The 18,448-nt window shown below is 66.2% G+C and carries 16 protein-coding genes; all 16 read right to left on the bottom strand.

Annotated features, from left to right (window positions below):
* Window position 1 precedes the first annotated feature (1 nt).
* On the bottom strand, window positions 2–1,066 hold the full coding sequence (locus GT613_RS04430; RefSeq protein WP_009608784.1) for an ACP S-malonyltransferase: 1,065 nt from the start codon (window positions 1,064–1,066) through the stop codon (window positions 2–4).
* Window positions 1,067–1,076: 10 nt separating this feature from the next.
* Window positions 1,077–2,054 (bottom strand): nitronate monooxygenase, encoded by a 978-nt coding sequence (locus GT613_RS04425; protein WP_009608782.1) that lies wholly within the window; start codon window positions 2,052–2,054, stop codon window positions 1,077–1,079.
* Between the two features lie 80 nt (window positions 2,055–2,134).
* Window positions 2,135–2,353: an acyl carrier protein gene (locus tag GT613_RS04420; RefSeq protein ID WP_009304145.1), complete on the bottom strand. Its 219-nt coding sequence runs from the start codon at window positions 2,351–2,353 to the stop codon at window positions 2,135–2,137.
* A 302-nt stretch (window positions 2,354–2,655) separates the two neighbouring features.
* Window positions 2,656–3,126 carry a MarR family winged helix-turn-helix transcriptional regulator gene (locus GT613_RS04415; protein ID WP_009304144.1) on the bottom strand — a complete coding sequence of 157 codons (471 nt, stop codon included), beginning with the start codon at window positions 3,124–3,126 and terminating at the stop codon, window positions 2,656–2,658.
* 54 nt (window positions 3,127–3,180) lie between these two features.
* Window positions 3,181–3,996, bottom strand: a complete 816-nt coding sequence (locus GT613_RS04410; protein ID WP_009608786.1) for a hypothetical protein — start codon at window positions 3,994–3,996, stop codon at window positions 3,181–3,183.
* 9 nt (window positions 3,997–4,005) lie between these two features.
* On the bottom strand, window positions 4,006–6,111 hold the full coding sequence (locus GT613_RS04405) for a ribonuclease R family protein (RefSeq protein ID WP_009304142.1): 2,106 nt from the start codon (window positions 6,109–6,111) through the stop codon (window positions 4,006–4,008).
* A gap of 2 nt (window positions 6,112–6,113) precedes the next feature.
* Window positions 6,114–7,391, bottom strand: a complete 1,278-nt coding sequence (locus GT613_RS04400; RefSeq protein WP_009304141.1) for a S41 family peptidase — start codon at window positions 7,389–7,391, stop codon at window positions 6,114–6,116.
* 14 nt (window positions 7,392–7,405) lie between these two features.
* Entirely contained in the window at window positions 7,406–8,311 is a 906-nt protein-coding gene (gene ftsX, locus GT613_RS04395; RefSeq protein WP_009304140.1) for a permease-like cell division protein FtsX, read from the bottom strand.
* Window positions 8,304–8,993: a cell division ATP-binding protein FtsE gene (ftsE, locus tag GT613_RS04390; RefSeq protein ID WP_197054159.1), complete on the bottom strand. Its 690-nt coding sequence runs from the start codon at window positions 8,991–8,993 to the stop codon at window positions 8,304–8,306. Before ftsE ends, ftsX begins: the two co-directional genes overlap by 8 nt.
* A 208-nt stretch (window positions 8,994–9,201) precedes the next feature.
* The gene (locus GT613_RS04385) at window positions 9,202–10,167 is read right to left on the bottom strand and encodes a transketolase family protein (RefSeq protein ID WP_009304138.1); all 966 of its coding nucleotides are present in this window, start codon (window positions 10,165–10,167) and stop codon (window positions 9,202–9,204) included.
* Window positions 10,160–10,999 carry a transketolase gene (locus GT613_RS04380; RefSeq protein ID WP_009304137.1) on the bottom strand — a complete coding sequence of 280 codons (840 nt, stop codon included), beginning with the start codon at window positions 10,997–10,999 and terminating at the stop codon, window positions 10,160–10,162. Before GT613_RS04380 ends, GT613_RS04385 begins: the two co-directional genes overlap by 8 nt.
* Before the next feature lie 172 nt (window positions 11,000–11,171).
* Complete coding sequence (gene prfB / locus GT613_RS04375; RefSeq protein ID WP_009304136.1) at window positions 11,172–12,266, bottom strand: peptide chain release factor 2; 1,095 nt, start codon at window positions 12,264–12,266, stop codon at window positions 11,172–11,174.
* A gap of 6 nt (window positions 12,267–12,272) precedes the next feature.
* Window positions 12,273–15,056, bottom strand: a complete 2,784-nt coding sequence (gene secA, locus GT613_RS04370; RefSeq protein ID WP_009304135.1) for a preprotein translocase subunit SecA — start codon at window positions 15,054–15,056, stop codon at window positions 12,273–12,275.
* Between the two features lie 195 nt (window positions 15,057–15,251).
* Entirely contained in the window at window positions 15,252–15,509 is a 258-nt protein-coding gene (gene brnA, locus GT613_RS04365) for a type II toxin-antitoxin system BrnA family antitoxin (protein ID WP_009304134.1), read from the bottom strand.
* Window positions 15,484–15,789, bottom strand: a complete 306-nt coding sequence (locus GT613_RS04360) for a BrnT family toxin (RefSeq protein ID WP_009304133.1) — start codon at window positions 15,787–15,789, stop codon at window positions 15,484–15,486. The genes brnA and GT613_RS04360 overlap by 26 nt, the downstream gene beginning before the upstream one ends.
* A gap of 47 nt (window positions 15,790–15,836) precedes the next feature.
* Window positions 15,837–18,440 carry a BTAD domain-containing putative transcriptional regulator gene (locus GT613_RS04355; RefSeq protein WP_161172514.1) on the bottom strand — a complete coding sequence of 868 codons (2,604 nt, stop codon included), beginning with the start codon at window positions 18,438–18,440 and terminating at the stop codon, window positions 15,837–15,839.
* Between the last annotated feature and the right edge of the window lie 8 nt (window positions 18,441–18,448).

Genomic DNA, 18,448 nt, shown 5'->3' with positions numbered 1-18,448 from the left:
CCTATTCGGAATCGGTTGCGGAAGCGACGGCCAGACAGCCGTCGAAGCTCGCGCGGTCCTGCACGCAGGCGCGCGTCGCGGTCTTGTCGATGCGTTTCACGAGGTTCGCCAGAACGCCGCCGAAGCCGACTTCGACGAACATGTCCGCCCCTGCGGCGGTCAACGCAGCCACGCTCGCATCGAAGCGCACGGGGCTCGTGAGGTGGCGCACGAGGTTCTCGCGCGCGTCGGCGGCGGACAGCGGCGCGGCAGTGACGTTGCAGACGAGCGGGATGCGCGCCTCCGAGAACTCGACGTTATCCAAGTAAGCTGCGAGCCCCGCCGCCGCATCGGCCATGAGCGGGCTATGGAACGCGCCCGAGGTGGCCAAACGCGACGAGCGCTTCCCCGCCTCGGCCCATGCCGCCTCGGCGCGCTCGACGGCCGCGGGCGCACCGGCGATGACGATCTGCCCCGGGCAGTTGAAGTTCGCGGGCACCAGCACCTCGCCCTCGGCGCACTGCTCGCAGAGCGCAGCCACGCCGTCCTCGTCGGCCTTCAGCAGCGCGCTCATGACGCCGGGGTGCGCCGCAGCGGCCTCGGCCATAAGCTCGGAGCGCGCTTTCACCAGCGCGAACGTCGCCTCGTCGCTCAGCATGCCCGACACGGCCAGCGCGCTCACCTGCCCCAGCGAGAAGCCCAGCACCGCCGCAGGCTGCACGCCGCGCGCCATGAGCGCGCGGGCGATGCCCACCGACAGCACGCACAGCGCCGGCTGGGCGTTGCGCGTGTCGTTGAGCTCGTCGGGATCGGCATTGAGCACGAGATCGGCCACGTCGTACCCCAGCACGTCGGACGCGCAGGAAAACGTTCCCTTCACCTCGGGAATATCGAGCAGGTCCGCGCCCATGCCGGGCTTCTGCGCCCCTTGCCCCGAGAACATGAAGACGGGCGCGCGCGCGAGGAGGGGCGGCAACGTCCAGTCGCTCAAACAGTCCTCGCTTCGCTGCGGAACTCGCTTGGTGGACGCCGCCGCCCCTCCTCGCTCCACACCCACAGGCTTCCGAAGCCCTTTTTCCTCATCCATCAAGAGCCCCCTAGATCGCACGCCCGCGCCGGGCGCTCAGCGCAGCCAGTGCTTCCAAGTCGAGACCGCCCAGAGCCTCGGCTTCTTCGATCATCCGAGCGATAGCCTCGGCCGCCGTGGCGCGCTCGTGCACGAGCGCGGCCGACTGGCCCGCCATCATGGTGCCGTTGTCCACGTCGCCCTCCACGGCGCGGCGCAGGGAACCCACGTACATAGCCTCCAGCTCGTCGCCGTTGGCGGCGACGTCGCCTTCGAGCTTGCGCACGGTACGGGCGAACTTGTTCTTGAGGCAGCGCACGGGATGCCCGCTGCCGCGGCCTGTGACGATGGTGTCGGCGTCCTTGGCGGCGATCACGCGCTCTTTGTACGCGTCGGCGATGGTGCACTCGTCCACCGTGAGGAAGCGGGTGCCCGCCTGCACGCCCTCGGCGCCCAGCGCGAAGGCGGCGGCCATGCCGCGCCCGTCGGCGATGCCGCCTGCGGCGATCACGGGGATGGACACGGCGTCGCATACTGCGGGGATGAGCGCCATCGTGGTCAGCTCGCCGATATGGCCGCCGGCCTCGGTGCCCTCGGCCACCACGGCGTCGGCTCCGAGGCGCTCCATGCGCGCGGCCAGCGCGCTGGAGGCCACCACGGGCACCACCTTGATGCCGGCGTCCTTCCACAGCTGCATGTAGTTCGCGGGAGAACCCGCGCCCGTCGTGATGACGTCAACACGCAGCTTCGCCAGAAGTTCGGCCGTCTCGCCCGCGTTCGGATCCATGAGCATGACGTTCGCGCCGATGGGCTTGTCGGTAATCGAGCGGGCGATGCGCACCTGCTCCTCGACCCAGTCGAGCGGCGCGCCGCCGCATGCGATGATGCCGAGGCCGCCGGCCTCGCTCACCGCGCCGGCCAGGCTCGCATCCGCGATGCGCGCCATCGCGCCCTGCACGACGGGCACCTCGATGCCCAGCAGTTCCGTTACCCGCGTCTTCATGCTCATGCTCTCTCTTCCTCGAACCCACGGCCCCGTTCGGGCCCCGTCATACAAGCGGGCCCCGTACGGGGCCCGATCAACGCGCGTTACAGCGAATCGATGTGCGCGACCAGCTGACCCACCGTCTCGATTCCCTCGGGCTCGCCGAACTCGACGTCGCACTTCTCCTCGAGGTCGCAGATGAGCTCGACCATGTCCAGCGAGTCGATGCCGAGCGACTCCAGCGTGGCCTCCTCGGTGATCTTCTCGGCCTCGAGATCGAGGTTCTCGACGAGGACTTCCTTCACGGTGTCGATGGTAGCCATGGTGCGTTCCTTTCGCTTCATGCAATTTAGTTTGATAGTCAAAGTATTTCTCCGGAAGTAATGGTATGGTGACGGGACTCCGATTGCAAGAGCCGCCATGCGCCCTCCACGATTTCTGCGCCCTTCCTCTTATTCCCACCGCCCCGTTCCAGGCGCACCCAAGACAGGCCCCCTCGACGCATCCAGCCGAATAGCCCAACCGCGAACAGGGCGTGAGCGGTCATGCAGTGCGACGAGCAATCGCTGCGTGTGCGAGGAGAGCTGCGTGACCGCTCACGCCTGCCCCGCAGGTCGCAAACTCCTCACGCCTGCGCGTCGAAGAAGCCCTTCACCTTCTTGAGCGCCCCGGCGAACACGCGCTCCTCCTCCTCGGTAAGATCGGCCAACGCCTCGTCGATCATCTGATGGTGGAACAGGTTGTGCGCGCGCAGCACCTGCCTGCCTTTCTTGGTGAGCGAGACCAGCACCTTGCGACGATCGTCCTCGGCGCGCGTACGTTCCACGAAGCCCTTGTTCGCCAGTTTGTTCACCGCCGTGGTCAGCGTAGCCAAGGTCACGTTCAGGCGCGCGGCTATCACGTTCATCGGATTGCGCTCGTGCAGGCCGATAGCCACGATGGTGTGGACCTCGGTTATGGTGAGCCCGTGCGTCAGGCGGTTGTCCAGCGACTGCTCCTCGATGCGCAGGATGGAGTTGAACGTGCCGGACAGCAGGTCGTCGATTTCCTCGCGCCGTCTTTGAGAAGCGCTCGCCGTCTCGTTCGAACCGTCCACGATCCCCGCCTCCTCGTCCGTCGTTTCACATCGGCCGCATCATACCGTATGTAGTTAGATAGTCAAAGTTTCGACATCGTCGGGCGGTGCGGGGGTGGGCACGAAACGTCGCACGAACCGGCCCTCGCCCTTGCTTTTGAGGTAGCGGTACCCGATGACCGAGAACGCAAGCGCTCCGACGAAGTTCACGAACAGGTCTCCCATGGTATCGCGCAGCCCGATGTCCAGATATCCGCCGACACCTAGCTCCTGCCCGTTGACCTCGACGGATTCGATACGGTCTATACGTTGCGGATGCTGCGAGCCCGACGGATCGAGCAGCGTGCTGGAGATGCCGGTCATCACCGTGTCCTTCTGCATGTCGAGTCCGAACATCTCGTCCATGCCGAACTCGAAGAACTCCCACAGCACGCCGATGGTCATGGAAAAGCAGAACGCCACCACCACGCAGAAGAACGGCGACAGAGAGAACGCGATGCGATCCGAGCGGTTAAGGATGGACACGAGGGCAAGGCCTATAGCGGCAGCCAGAAACCCGTTGAACGTATGCAGCAGCGCATCCCAGAACGGGAAGATGGTGTAGAAGTGGAGCAGCTCCCCCAGTATCTCGGCCGCGAAGATGAACAGCGCGATGACCACCTCGAGCGTCTCGGGGATGGAGATGCTGAAGTTCACCTCTATGAACGTGGGGACCAGGAACAGCACGAGCGTGAGCAGGCACAGGAAGAACGCCTCGTAGTTGTCGAAGGCGAGCGAGCCGACCGCGCATGCCAACACGATAAGGCGCAGCACCACGTATACCGCAAACGACCCTTTGTTCTTGCGCATCTCGCGACCCATGGCCGCGAAGACCTCGCGCACCCGTCCCATGCCGGCGCCCTATCGCTCGTCGCGGGCAGGACGAAAGTCCAAGCGCCGAGCACGCGGATCGGCAGAGACGAGCACGACGGCGAGCCGCTGCGCCAGGCGATACGACGCGCCCGTGTCCTGCCCGGTCAGACGATGCTGCACAGGATCGAGCGCGAAGTACTCCGAACCAAGGTTCTTGCACGGGATCAAACCTTCGGCCGTGTTGTCGAGGCGCACGTACGCGCCGTACGTCGCCACCCCCGACACCGTCGCCGAGAACGTCTGCCCCACGAACCGCTCGAGATACTCGATGAGCTTGACCTCCTGCGACTCGCGCGCAGCCTTCTCGGCTATGCGCTCCATGTCGGAGGAGTGCTCGGCGATCCATGGCAGCGCCGATTTTTCCTGGTCGAACTTCTCCGGGCGTCCGCCGATGAGGGCCTTGAGCATACGATGCACCACAAGGTCGGGATAGCGCCTGATGGGAGACGTGAAATGCGTGTAGGCCCCGCTGGCCAGGCCGTAGTGCGCAGCGCAGTCGGGACGGTACACCGCCCGCTTCATCGACCGCAGCAGGAGCGTCGACACGAGCTCGCCCTCGGGACGCTCCGCGCTCGCCTCCAGCACGCGCTGGACGACGTGCGCATCGCCCGCGATGAAGTCGGCTTGATCGATGTCGCGGAACCACGCGAAGTCCTGGAACACGGGCACGAGCGCCGCCAAGCTGTCGGCCGAAGGCTGCTCGTGGACGCGGTACAGGCTGGGGAACTTCGCATCGCGCAGGTGCTTGGCGACGGTCTCGTTCGCAAGGATCATGGCCTCTTCGATGAGCGAGGTCGCGTCGGTCTTGACGCGCAAGTCGATACCCGTCGGACTCCCCTCCTCATCGAGAACCACGCGCGCCTCGACCGAGTCGAAGTCGAGGCCGCCCGCCCTCTCGCGGGAGGCGAACCGCTGCTTCGCCAGGCGCGACAGCGCGGCGAGGCGGTCGGAAAGCCCGTCGCCCGGCGCGCAAGCGCCGTCGCGCCGCACGAGATCCTTCGACTCCGCGCCTTCGGCGCTCCGCTCAGGATGACAACGGTCCAGCAGCGCCTGCGCTTCCTCGTACGACAGGCGCGCATGCGAGCGGATGAGCGCCGGATACAGATCGTAGGCCACGAGCCGCGCCCGATCGTCGAGGTAGAGGTCGGCCGTCATCGTACGACGCACTTCGTCGGGCTTGAGCGAGCACAGATCGCCCGACAACTCGTCGGGCAGCATGGGAATCACACGGTCGACGAGGTACACGCTGGTCGCCCGCCTGCGCGCATCGAGGTCGAGCGAGGAATTCCACGGCACGTAGTGCGCCACGTCGGCGATATGCACGCCCAACCGCCAACGCGCCACCCCGAGCCCGCGCTCGTCCACCACGCGGATGCCGGTTCCAACCCCGCAGGTCGAAACGGGCTCCAGGCTGACCGCATCGTCGAAGTCCCTCGCATCGGCCGGATCGATGGTGAACGTGAAACGCTCCCTCAAGTCGCGGTACCCCGACGCCAACGCGCCGTCCTCGTCGAGCACCGCGCTTCGCGCCTCCGAAAGCGCCCCTTCGGAGAACACCGTCTCCAGCTTGTGACGGGCGATCACCACGTCTACGGCCGCGTGCTCGTCGTCGGCGAGCCCGAGCACCTCCTCGATAACGCCGGTGGCCGCCGTGTTGCGCGAAGGAAACGTCGTGATGCGCACGCGCACGAGCGATCCGTCTTCGATGTCGGGCCGGTCGGCACGCATGGTGAATATGTCATAGGGGATGTTCGCATCTTCGGGCACGACCACGCCGAAAGGTTCGGCCACCTCGTAGCGCCCCACGAGCGTGTCGTGCGCACGGTCGACGACCCGCAGCACGCGCGCCGCCGGCTTCTCTCCTGCGCGAAGATCTGCTTTGCGTTCATGTGGCTGCTTCTTGCGGCCGCTCTGCACGGGCAGCGGCGCCACTTCCACGAGATCGCCGTCGAACGCACCCGCCATCTTGGATTCCGGAACGAAGAACTCGCCCTCCGCCGTCTGCACGAAGCCGAAGCCGCCTCCGCGCACGCTCAGCACGCCCCGCGGGTTGCTACGGGGATGCCGGCGCGTATGGGAACGCGTCCGCCCCACGGCTAGCCCTTCACGAGGGACTGGGCGGTTTCGAGCGCGAGAGCCTTCTGGTTATCCTCGCCCTCCGCCAAACCCACCATCACGTCGGGGGTGACGCCCACGCCTTCGATGTCGTGTCCGAGCGGGCTCTTGTAGAACGCGGCGGTGTAGCGCAGCGCTCCGCCGAAACTCAAATCGCGCGTCACCTGCACCGAGCCCTTGCCCAACGTCGTGGATCCCACGAGCGTGGCGCGCTGGTTGTCCTTGAGCGACGCGGCCAGCACCTCGGCGGAAGCGGAGGTCTTGCCGTTCACGAGCAAGACCAGCGGCTTCTCCGTCACGTAGGGGCGCGAGGTGGTCTTGGACGTCTCCTCGGCCTTCGTCTGGATCTTCACAATGGTGCCGCTCTTCACGAACAGGCTGGCGATATCCACCGACTGCGTGAGGAAACCGCCGGGGTTGTCGCGGATATCGAGCACGAACGATGTGGCGCCTTGCGACTCGAGGTCGGCGACCGCGTTCTTCACGAGGTCTGCCGCGTTCTGCGTGATCTGCTTGAGCTTGATGTAGCCCACCGTGTCGGAAAGCTCGGTCTCCACGTTCTTCACCGCGTAGTTCGAGCACACGAGCGTCGTAGTGAACTCCTCGCCGCCCTCGTCGTCGAGCGAGCTGGCGCGCCGCCACGTGATGACGACGTTCTCGCCCTCCTCGCGCTTGAGCGCGGAGGTCACCTCGTTCGTGGTCCACTCGTGTCCGCGGTCGCCGTCGATGGCCACCACGAAATCGCCGCTGCGCACGTCGGCCATCTGGGCGGCCGAACCCTCGAACACGTCGGCCGCGTAAGCGCGCCCTTTGTATTCGGAGAACAGCACGCCGATGCCCGCCGACTGCTCGGCGCTGTCCTGCATGAGCGCGGCGTAGCGCGCAGGATCGTAATAGCGCAGATACGCGTCTTCCGTCGTGTCCGAAAGCGCGTTCAGCACGTTGGTCGTGGCCATGTTCAAATCGTAGGAGTCCAAGCTGTCGTTGTCGATGATGCCCTCGACCTCCTCCACGCGCGCCCCGAGGGAGTCGTAGGTGTCGCCCGACGTGGTGGATCCCGGATTGCGGTCGACGTCCACCACAAGCGACGTGAAGCCGAGCGACTCGAGAAGAGAAGCGTCGCCTCGCGCAGTAAAGCCCGCGACGAAAGCGACGCTCACGACGATGACGACGATGCAGGCCTTGATAAGGCGCATGTTGCGCGCCCGCGCTCGACGGGCGGACGCCGCAACATGCGAAGTGTCAGTATGCTTGGCCATGGCCGTTCAACCGGTTACACCTTGAGGTAGCGGCGCATGGCGAACGCCGAACCCAGCAGGCCGATGAGCAGGCCCGCGCCCACCAGCACGGCGTAGATGAACAGGAAGGTGTTCAGGCTCAGGTCGAAGTTGAGGAACATGAGCGCGCTCTGCAGCTTCGGCAGCGCGAGCGTGCGCAGAAGCTCAAGGCAGCCCACCGCCAAAAGCGAGCCGATGATGGCGTGCAGCGCGCCTTCCATGAGGAAGGGCCCGCGGATGAAGCCGTTCGACGCGCCCACGAGGCGCATGATGGCGATTTCCTTGCGGCGCGCCAGAATGGCCAGGCGGATGGTGTTGTTGATGAACACCATGGCGATGAAGATGAGCAGAGCCACCAGCGCGATGCCGATGTAGCGCACGTAGTTCGTGAGCGTGAACAGGCGGTCGACCGTCTGCTGGCCGTACTTGAGCGACTGCTCGGGCGTGTCGTACCCGATGATCTGCTGGTAGGTGGAGTTGCCGCGGATCGCATCGGCCACCTGCTCGACCAGCTGCGGGTCGGACAGCTCGACGTCGATCGAGCGCGGCAGCGGGTTCTGCCCGTCCAGCGTGTCGATGATGTCGGACGTCGTGGAGGAGCGGAACTTCTCGAGCGCCTGCTCCTTGTTCGTGAAGCCCACCGATGCCACGCCGTCGAGCCCCTCGATGAAGTTCTCGACCGACTGGATATCGGCATCGGAGGCATCGTCGGACACGTAGGCCGTGATGGACACCTCGCTCTCCACCGACGAGACGAGCTTCTCGACGACGAAGCCGCCGACGAGGAACACGCCGATGATCAGCAGCGACAGGAAGATGGTCACGATGGATCCCAGCGCCGTCGACAGGTTGCGCGTGAAGCCCTTGAGGGACTCCTTGATAAAGTAGAAGAAACTAGACATCGAAACCGTACACCCCCCGATCCTGGTCGCGGGTGAGGTGTCCGCGGTCGAGCGCGATGACGCGTCGGCGCATGTTGTCCACCATCTCGCGGTCGTGCGTCGCCACGAGCACCGTGGTGCCCGTGCGGTTGATGCGCTCGAGCAGATCCATGATGCCGCGCGACGTCTGCGGGTCGAGGTTGCCGGTAGGCTCGTCACACACCAGAAGCGGCGGGCGGTTCACGATGGCGCGCGCGATGGACACGCGCTGCTGTTCGCCGCCGGACAGCTGGTCGGGGCGCTTGTTGAGCTTGTCCTGCAGACCGACGAGGCGCAGCACCTCGGGTACCTGCGTCTTGATGACGTGGCGGCTCTTGCCGATTACCTCGAGCGCGAACGCGACGTTCTCGAACACGGTCTTGTTCGGCAGCAGCTTGAAGTCCTGGAACACGCAGCCGATGTTGCGGCGCAGGTAGGGCACGCGCCAGTTGCGCATGGTGGTCAGGTCCTCGTCCGCGACGTAGATGTGGCCCTGCGAGGGCTTCACCTCTCGGATGAGCATGCGGATGAACGTGGACTTGCCGGAGCCGGAATGGCCCACGAGGAAGATGAACTCGCCCGCGTAGATCTGCAGGGATATATCGTTAAGCGCCGGCTTGTTCGGCTGAGCCGGGTACACCTTCGTCACATGGTCGAACGTGATGACCGGCGTGCCTGTTTGCTGGGGAATGTCATCGACTTCCAGCACCGGCAGCGACGCAGAAAGCTGCGACGTGGTCTGCCGCGCGGGCGCCGCGTGGGCGCCGCCGCGTCGTGCGGGACGCGCGGGAACCCCTTGGCTTATGTCGTTCGTCACAGAGTGCTCCGTTCGAATAGTAGGGTACTGAGACGGGTTGATTCTAGCAGAAGCACTATCGGGCCATGACCTTCTTCACAGCTTCGACAATCGCCCTGGAACCCAGGTCGAAGTAGTCGAGCAGCTCCTCGAATTCGCCCGATTTGCCGAACTGGTCGCGCATGCCCACGAACTCGACCGGAGCCGGATTCGAGCGCGCGAGCGTCTCGGCCACGGCCGACCCGAGGCCGCCGTACACGCTGTGCTCCTCGGCGACCACGGCGCGCCCCGTCTTCCCCACCGACGCGAGAACGGTGTCCTCGTCGAGGGGCTTCACGCTGAACGCGTCGATGACCTCGACCTCGACGCCCTCGGCGGCCAGCATCTGGGCAGCCTTCAGCGCCTGCTCCACCTCGACGCCGCAGGCGACGATGGTGGCGTCCGAGCCTTCGCGCAGCACGTAGGCGCGCCCGAGCTCCAGCTCCACCCCGTCGGCATAGACGGCCGGCACCGATGCGCGGCCCATGCGCACGTACACAGGGCCTGGCGTTTCAGCAGCCAGTCGGATGGCCGCGCGAGCCGCGGCGTAGTCCGCCGGCACGAGCACGCGCATGTTCGGAAGCCCGCGCATGAGCGAAACGTCCTCGAGCATCTGATGGCTGCCGCCGTCGGGGCCGACGGAGATGCCGGCGTGCGTGGGGGCGATCTTCACGTCGAGGTTGCTGTAGCACACGGTGTTGCGGATCTGGTCGTAGGCGCGACCCGTTCCGAACACGGCGAACGAGCCGGTGTAGGCGATATGGCCGGTGGCCGCGAGGCCGGCGGCCACATCCACCATGTTCTGCTCGGCGATGCCGCAGTTGAACAGACGGTCGGCGAAGCCCGCGTCGGCCAGCTTCTTCGTGGTGGTGGAGCCCGTCAGATCGGCGTCCACGGCCACCACAGGCAAACCCTCGTTCGCCAGCTCGGCCAACGTGGCGCCGTATGCGGCGCGCGTGGCACGTTTGACCTGGGACTGCTCTTCGTTCGCCAGCTTAACCACGGCTGGACTCCTCTCCGCTCGGCGCCGCCAGCTCGGCCAGCGCGGTCTCCATCTGCTCGGCGTTCGGCGCCTTGCCGTGCCAACCCGCCTGGTTCTCCATGAACGACACGCCCTTGCCCTTCACCGTGCGCGCGATCAGCGCATGGGGCTTGCCCGCGCGATCGGCCTTCGCCGCAGCGAGCGCCTCCACGAGCGCGGCCATGTCGTGGCCGTCCACTTCGCGCGCATCCCAGCCGAAGGCCTGGAACTTCGCTGCGAGATCGCCCGGATCGCACACATCGGCCGTGTCGCCGTCGATCTGCAGGCAGTTGCGGTCCACGACGGCCACCAGGTTGTCGAGGTTGCGATGCGCCGCGAACATGGCAGCCTCCCATACCTGCCCTTCCTGGCATTCGCCGTCGCCGAGCAAGGCGAACACGCTCTGCGGCTTGCCGTCCAGCTTGAGACCGGCCGCGGCGCCCGCCGCGACGGACAGGCCCTGGCCGAGCGAGCCCGTGGACACCTCGACGCCCGGCACGAGGTTCGAGTCGGGATGGCCCTGCAGTCGCGTGCCCAGCTTGCGCAGCGTGAGCAGCTCCTCGCGGGGGAAGTAGCCCGCCTGGGCGAGCACGGCGTACAAAGCCGGAGCCGCATGGCCCTTCGCCAGGATGAAGCGGTCGCGCTCTTCCCAATCGGGTCGCTCGGGATCATGATCGAGCACTCCGCCGAAGTACAGCGCCGCAAGGATGTCGGCGCACGACAGCGACCCGCCGGGATGCCCGCTGCCCGCCTCCGCGATCATGCGCACGATGTCGGAGCGCATCTCGTTCGCCCGCCGTTCAAGTTCGGTCATGCCTGTTCCTTTCTAGAACTCAACAATGTAAACAACAGGTTGGCTGTGGTGGTGCAGGTTGCCTTGAAGGTTCCGCGCGGCTGAGCTAAGCGGCCTGATGGGCCGTGTGCGAAGCCGCGCGGGTTCTGAAAGGCAAGATGCGCCGCCACAGCCGGCCGTCATCCAGCAACCGTCATTGAGATACTCGCCAACGGTGGTAGCCTATTACGAACTCATCCAACTCCCCATCCAGCACGGCGTCGACGTTGCCGGTCTCGATGCCGCTGCGCACGTCCTTCACCATCTGGTAGGGGTACAGCACGTAGTTGCGGATCTGGCTGCCGAAGGTGTTGTCCATGCGGTCGCCGCGCAGCTCGGCCAGCTCCTCTTGGCGCTTCTGCTCCTCGCGCTCGTAGAGCTTCGCCTTGAGCACGCGGAACGCCGCTTCCTTGTTCTGCAGCTGGGACTTCTCGTTCTGGCACGTCACCACGATGTTCGTGGGGATGTGCGTAAGGCGCACGGCCGAGTCGGTGGTGTTGACGCACTGGCCGCCGGGGCCGCTGGAGCGGTACACGTCCACGCGCACGTCGGCGGGGTTGAGATCCACCTCGATGTCGTCGGGCAGCACCGGCAGCACCTCCACGCCCGCGAACGTGGTGTGACGGCGCTTCTTGTCGTCGGTGGGGCTGATGCGCACGAGGCGGTGCACGCCGCTCTCGCTTTTCAGCATGCCGAAGGCGTTGCGTCCTTCGATCTGGATGGTGGCCTTGTCCAGCCCGATGCCCTCGCCCGGGACCACGTCGAGCACGGTGACCTTCCAGTCCTTCTTCTCGGCGTAGCGCACGTACATGCGGTAGAGCATGTCGGTCCAGTCCTGGGCCTCGAGGCCGCCGGAGCCGGGGTTCACCGTCAGGATGGCGTCGCCGCCGTCGAAGCGCTCCGAGAACCACGAGCTGATCTCGAGCGCGTCCAGCAGCTCGTCGAGCTTGTCGAGAGCCGCGGAGGCCTCCTCGGCGAACAGCTCGTCCTCCGATGCCAAGTCGAACGCGGCGCGCGCATCGTCCAACAACGCTGCGGCCTCGTCGTACTCTGCGATGGTGTCGCGCAGCACGCTGGCCTGCTTCGACACGCTCTGGGCATGCGAGGCGTCGTCCCAGAAGCCGGGCTGCGCGATCTCCTCGTCGAGCTTCGCCAGCTCCGCCGCGCGCTCGTCGATGTGCAGGTAGCCGTGCGCCGCCTCGACGCGCTGGGCTACCTTCTCCAAGTCTTTTTCGTCTCTATCAGCCATGATTCCTTATTGATCTCGTCCGTGACACTTCTTGTACTTGAGGCCCGAGCCGCAGGGGCACGGCTCGTTGCGCCCGACGTTGGCGAAGGGATCGTCCTTGTCCTTCGTGTACGTCTGGGGCTTCGCCGCCGCGGACTTGGGCGGAGCCGCGGCCGCCTGCTTGCGCGCGGCGCCCACGCCCGTCTGCTCGAGAGCCTGCTCGGGAGACGAGTAGCTCACCTTTCCGTCGAGCGGGCTCTTGTCCTCCGCCAACGCCGGCTGCTCCTGCTTCACAGCCACCTGGAGCCGCAACAGCGTGCGCAGATAATCCTCGTACATGCCCGCAGTCAGGTTCTGGAACGCGTTGTACGCCTCGTTCTTGTACTCCACCAGCGGGTCGCGCTGGCCGAACGCGCGCAGGCCGATACCGGCCTTGAGATAGTCCATCTCCTGGAGGTGCGCCATCCAGCGCGTGTCGATCATGCGCAGCATGACCTGGCCCTCCAGCATCTTCATCACCGGCTCGCCCAGCTGCTCGGACTTGCTCGCGAACACGTCCTCCAAGTACGCTTCCAACGCTTCGGACAGCACGGCGGGGTCGTCGTCGTGGTCGACCTCGGCCACGCTGAAGTCGTCGCGACCCGTCATGTTGGCGGCCCACAGCTCCACGGCCTTGGCATCCCAGTCGTCGCTGGGCACCTTGGCCGGGCAGTTCTCCGCGACGACGGCTTCCACCGCGTCGCCGATGATCTCGGGGATGCGCTCGTCCATGTCTTTGCCGTCGAGGATGGCGTTGCGCTCACTGTAGATGGCCACGCGCTGCAGGTTCATGACGTCGTCGTACTCGAGGACGTTCTTACGGGCGGCGAAGTGCATGCTCTCCACCTGGCGCTGGGCGCCTTCGATGGCCTTCGACACCATGCCGGCCTGGATGGGCATGTCCTCGGGCATGTCGGTCTTCTCCATCATGCGGGCGATGGAGTCCATGCGGTTGCCGCCGAACAGGCGCATGAGGTCGTCTTCGAGCGACAGGTAGAACTGCGTCACGCCGGGGTCGCCCTGACGGCCGGCACGGCCGCGCAGCTGATTGTCGATACGGCGCGACTCGTGGCGCTCGGTGCCGATGACGGTGAGGCCGCCGGCCGCGATGACCTGGTCGTGCTCCTCGGCGCACACGCGCTTCGCCTCGGCCAGCGCGTCCGCGCGCTGCTCGTCGGTGGGAAGGGCCGGGTTCGGCTCGCCGTCCTCGGTCAAAGGTTCGGCGTCCGGATCGAGCCCGCGCTCGCGCAGCACGTCGTCGGCCAGCACGTCGGGGTTGCCGCCCAACAGGATGTCGGTGCCTCGGCCGGCCATGTTCGTGGCGATGGTCACGGCGCCCACGCGGCCCGCCTGCGCGATGATGTGTGCCTCGCGCTCGTGGTTCTTCGCGTTCAAGGTCTCGTGCTTGATGCCGCGCTTGTCCAGCAGGCGCGACAACTTCTCGGAGCTCTCGATGGACACGGTGCCGATGAGGCAGGGCTGGCCCGCCTTGTTGCGCTCGGCCACGTCGTCGGCCACGGCGTTGAACTTCGCCTCCACCGTGCGGTAGATGAGGTCGTCCTCGTCCTTTCGGGCGACTGGGCGGTTCGGCGGGATGGCCACGACCGGCAGCTTGTAGATCTCGCGGAACTCGGCGTCCTCGGTCATGGCCGTGCCGGTCATGCCGGAGAGCTTCTCGTACAGGCGGAAGTAGTTCTGCAGCGTGATGGTGGCCAGCGTCTGGTTCTCCTCGCGCACGAGCACGCGCTCTTTCGCCTCGAGCGCCTGGTGCAGGCCCTCGGAGTAGCGGCGGCCTTCCATGATGCGGCCGGTGAACTCGTCGACGATCTTCACCTCGCCGTTCACCACGACGTAGTCCACGTCGCGGTGGAACAGGAACTGGGCCTTGAGCGCCTGCTGCAAGTGGTTCGGCAGCTGGCCGGACGGGTCGGCGTAGATGTCGTCGATGCCGAGCATGGCCTCGATCTTCTCCAGGCCGCTCTCGGTGGCGTTGATGGTCTTCTTCGCCTCGTCCATGTCGAAGTCGGCCTCGGGCACGAGGCCGACCATGACGCGCGCGAACTTATTGTACGTCTCGGCCGCCTGCGTGCCCGCTCCCGAGATGATGAGCGGCGTGCGGGCTTCGTCGATGAGGATGGAGTCCACCTCGTCGACGATGGCGAAGTGGTGGCCGCGCTGCACGCGGGCCTCTGCGCGCGTCACCATGTTGTCGCGCAGGTAGTCGAAGCCGAACTCGCTGTTCGTGCCGTAAGTGACATCCGCCTTGTAGGCGGGTATCTTCTTGTCGGGGCGCATGCCGTTCTGGATGAGGCCCACCTCCATGCCGAGGAAGCGGTACACCTGCCCCATCCACTCGCTGTCGCGACGGGCCAGGTAGTCGTTGACGGTGACCACGTGCACGTTGTTGCCGGGCAGGGCGTTCAGGTAGCCGGCCAGCGTGGAGACGAGCGTCTTGCCCTCGCCGGTCTTCATCTCGGCGATCTGGCCGTCGTTCAAAGCCATGCCGCCGATGAGCTGCACGTCGAAGTGACGCAGCCCCAGCGTGCGCACCGAGGCCTCGCGCACGGCGGCGAACGCTTCGGGCAGAAGGCTCTTGAGATCCTCTCCGTTCTGGGCGCGTTCGCGGAACGCGGCGGTGAGCGCGCGAAGCTCCTGGTCAGAGCGCGCCTGCATCTCGGATTCGAGGCCGTTGATCTTGGCCGCGGTGGCTTCGTAGTGCTTGAGCTGCTTGCCCTCGCCAAGCGTCAGGAGCTTGGAAAGAAATCCTGCCATGTATGCGCCATCCTTTTCGTGGCTTGCAGCGCGGCGATGCGCGCCTGTTCACTTGAATACAGCACTTGCTACTCTAGCATATCGCGCCTGACCTCAAAGGAAATTCACAGGGCACGCAAGGCGCGGCGCGAGGCGCAGCGGCGGATCGGGAACGCAAGCGCCGCCGATCCGCCGCGCATGCCGCAGCCCGCCGGCTCAAGCGCTGCGGCGCGCCTCCTCGTCGAGACGTTCGGCGAGCCACATCTTGATCACGGCCTGCCGCCCGATGCCCACGCGCTTCGCTTCCTTGTCGAGCGCCTCCACCATCCAGATGGGCATGTCGACGTTGACGCGCTTCGTCTCGGTTCTCCCCTCGACCACCACCGCGGAATCGAAATCGAAGAACCCGGTCACGTCGCAGCCTTCGTCGAACAGCTCTTCGAGATTCTCAGAGGTTATCTTTTCGTTGCTCATAGCGAATCCTCTCTTGTTCCGTCGCTCGCCTTACCGAGATGATTCGAATGCGGTCGCCCCTATCGGTCGCGATCGCCGTCCAATGGACTCCGCGCAGGACGCCGACCACCGCATATCGTCGCTCTCCTCTTTTCCGCGCAGGAGCCTTGATGTAGATGCCCTCCCAAAGCTGCTGCGCCTCATCGAAGTCGATACCGTGCTTCTGAAGGTTCGCCACGCTCTTCTTCGGATCGCATTCGAACGTCAGTATTGAACCTAAAGATATAGTAATTATATCCATAATATACCTTTTTCGCAATCTATGCTCGTTATTCCGTTCCCCGTCCGTCACTCGAAATCGGTTTCGGTTTCGATGATGCTGCGATAGAGGCGCATCGTTTCGAGGGAGGGGTCGATACCCAGCTCGTCGGTGAGGAAGCGGCGGCAGGCAAAGTAGGTCTCGAGAGCGGCCGTACGCTGCCCCGCGGCCAGCTGGGCCTGCATGAGGCAGATGTAGGCGTCTTCGCGCGAGCGGTCGCGCTGGAGCGCCGCACGGGCGAACCAGAGTCCCTCCTGGGCCTCGCCTGCAGCGACGAGGCGCGTCGAGGCGGCCACCAGCGCGTCCACGAGGCGGTTGCGGTAGTCCACGCGCAGCGACGCGAGGGCGTCGTTGCCGTTCTCGCTGGGCAGAAGATCGTCCGAGAAGCGATCGTTGACCTGCGAGTACACCTGCGCCCAGCCGCCGTATCCGGGCCGCTCGAACAGCAGCGTGCGGCACACGTCCTCGAGCTGCGCCACATCGCTCGTCAGCAGGCTCGCGTCAAGTCTCAACCCCTGCTGCTGGCGAATGAGATAGGGGCACTCGCCCGACGGCAGCGTCAGCGCGCGGCGCAGCATCGCCCAAATGCCGTAGAAGTTCTTGCGCCCGTGCATGATCTCGCTGTCGGGCCACAGAAGACCCACCAGCTTGTCGCGCGAGAACTCGCGGCCGTTGTGCAGCACGAGCAGGGCGAGCAGCGTCTTGACCTTCTGGCGGCTGAACAGCGACGGATCCACCCGCTCATCCCCCATCAGCACGTCGAGGCCCCCGAACAGGTTGACGGTGAGCGCGGGCACGGAGGACGGCAGCTTCGGCAGGCGAGTCGCGCGACCCTCTTCACGGTATGCGTCGGGATGGGTGGCGACGAATACGCGCTCGCGTTCCAATCGCTCCAGCTCCAGCCGCTCGCACGCGTTGCGCTGGGAGAACAGGCGCATCTCTATGCGCCTGACGGCGAGGGCCGCCTGCGCGTCGAGCGCGGGAACGGCGATCGCCCCGCGCTCGCAGGCCCGCTCGTAGGCGATGCCGGCCAAAGCGTCGCCGAGCCCGAGCGTGCCGCGGCTCGCCTGGGACACCTCCTTGCGCACGAAGGCGCCCAAACGGTCGAGCTCGATCGATCGGGCCTCGCCGGCTCCCGACGCCGCAGCTTGACGCAGCACTTCGGCGGCCGACTGCTTGAGGAAGCTCCCGCGCGCGCCGTCGTCGTGCCAATCGAGCCATACCCGAGCAGCCTCGGGGCAGCCCGCTTTCCGCAGCTGCGCATGCACGCATCCCGCAGCGAGCCATCCCCGATCTTCCGGCGCCTTCGCGCAGACGGCCTCACGGGGCGCTTCGGCCGCATCCGCGATGCCCGCGGCCGCGAGCAGCGCCACGACGAGCTTGTCGGCGCGCCGCCGCTCGTCCGCTTCCGCGCATTGCGCGAGCACCAACGCGCCCGTCATCCGCACGGAGGACGGCGCGTTCCTGTCGCGCACCGCCTTGCGCGCGGCAACGCAGGCCGCTTGTCGATCCCCCAGAAGCGCGCGGCGAACCGCCTCGTGGGCGCTGAGCAGAGCGCCCTTCCCCGCCGTCTCGCCCGATAAGGAGCGGTGCACCTCGCAGGCCGGCACGAGGCAAGCGGCTTCGAGCAACGCCGCCCCGTGTTTCGCGAGCCAGGACGCTCGCGGGGCGCGCGACGCCAGCAAACGTACGAAATCGCAGGCCCGTTCGTGCTCGCCGCGCATCGCGAGCGCATCGCCCAAGCGCACGACGAGCGTGCTCGCATCGGAGAACAACGACCGATCGGCCAACGCGCCCAGCTTACGCGCAAACGCGCCGGCGAGGGCTTCGACCTCGAACGGCGCGGCCTCGAACCGGCCGCTGCGGGAGTCGATGCCGAGATAGGGGTACTGCTCGGCGAGCAGCGCGTCCTGATCGGGGCCGAACGGGCCGAACGCCGCCACGTCCTCGAACGTCCCCTTCCCCAGCGACGCCATCACGAACAGCGGCAGCAGCAGGTCGGCCGGAAGCTCCTCGCCAAGCACGGCGGACAAGAACCCCGCGCGCTCCTCGTCCGACCCCCATACGAACGTGGCGACGCGGCACGCGGGCGCAATCGTCGATGCGGGATCGCTCGAGCGCTCCCCCGGTGTGCGGAGCAGGTCCACTTCCTCATCGGTGAGCAGCAGATCGACGGCCGTGAGCTTGATGCGGTCGCGATGACGCGCGAAGGCGTCGCGCGATGGCATGCAGGCCACCATCACCTCGCAATCGCGGTCGAGCAGCAGATCGAGCTCGTCGGATAACAGCTCGGCGCGCTCAGGATCGAGCAGCGGCACATCGTCTATGACGACGAGGAACGGCTGCGGGTCGCCCTCCAAAAGCGTGCGCGCTATGACGCCGCGATCGAGATCGCGCAAGAAGCACGGGCTGCGGCCGTCGAGCCAGACCACATGCTCGAACGAGAACACCGTATCGGCGTATTCCATCGCAAGACCCGTCTTGCCGAAGCCGTCGGGCGCGACGATGAACCGCGCGACGTGCCGCTCGCGCAAAAGCTTAGCGATGAGGTTGGGGCGAGGTATCTGGCGCCGCGGGACGAGATGCAGCGGACGACGGCCTCGGCACGACGCCTTCTTGAGGAATTCCGGCATATGATCCA

It is taken from the genome of Eggerthella sp. BIOML-A4, from assembly GCF_009875575.1.
Taxonomy (GTDB): Bacteria; Actinomycetota; Coriobacteriia; order Coriobacteriales; family Eggerthellaceae; genus Eggerthella; species Eggerthella lenta.
Note: the sequence above shows the minus strand (reverse complement) of the source record. Positions and strands in the feature narration are given on the sequence as shown.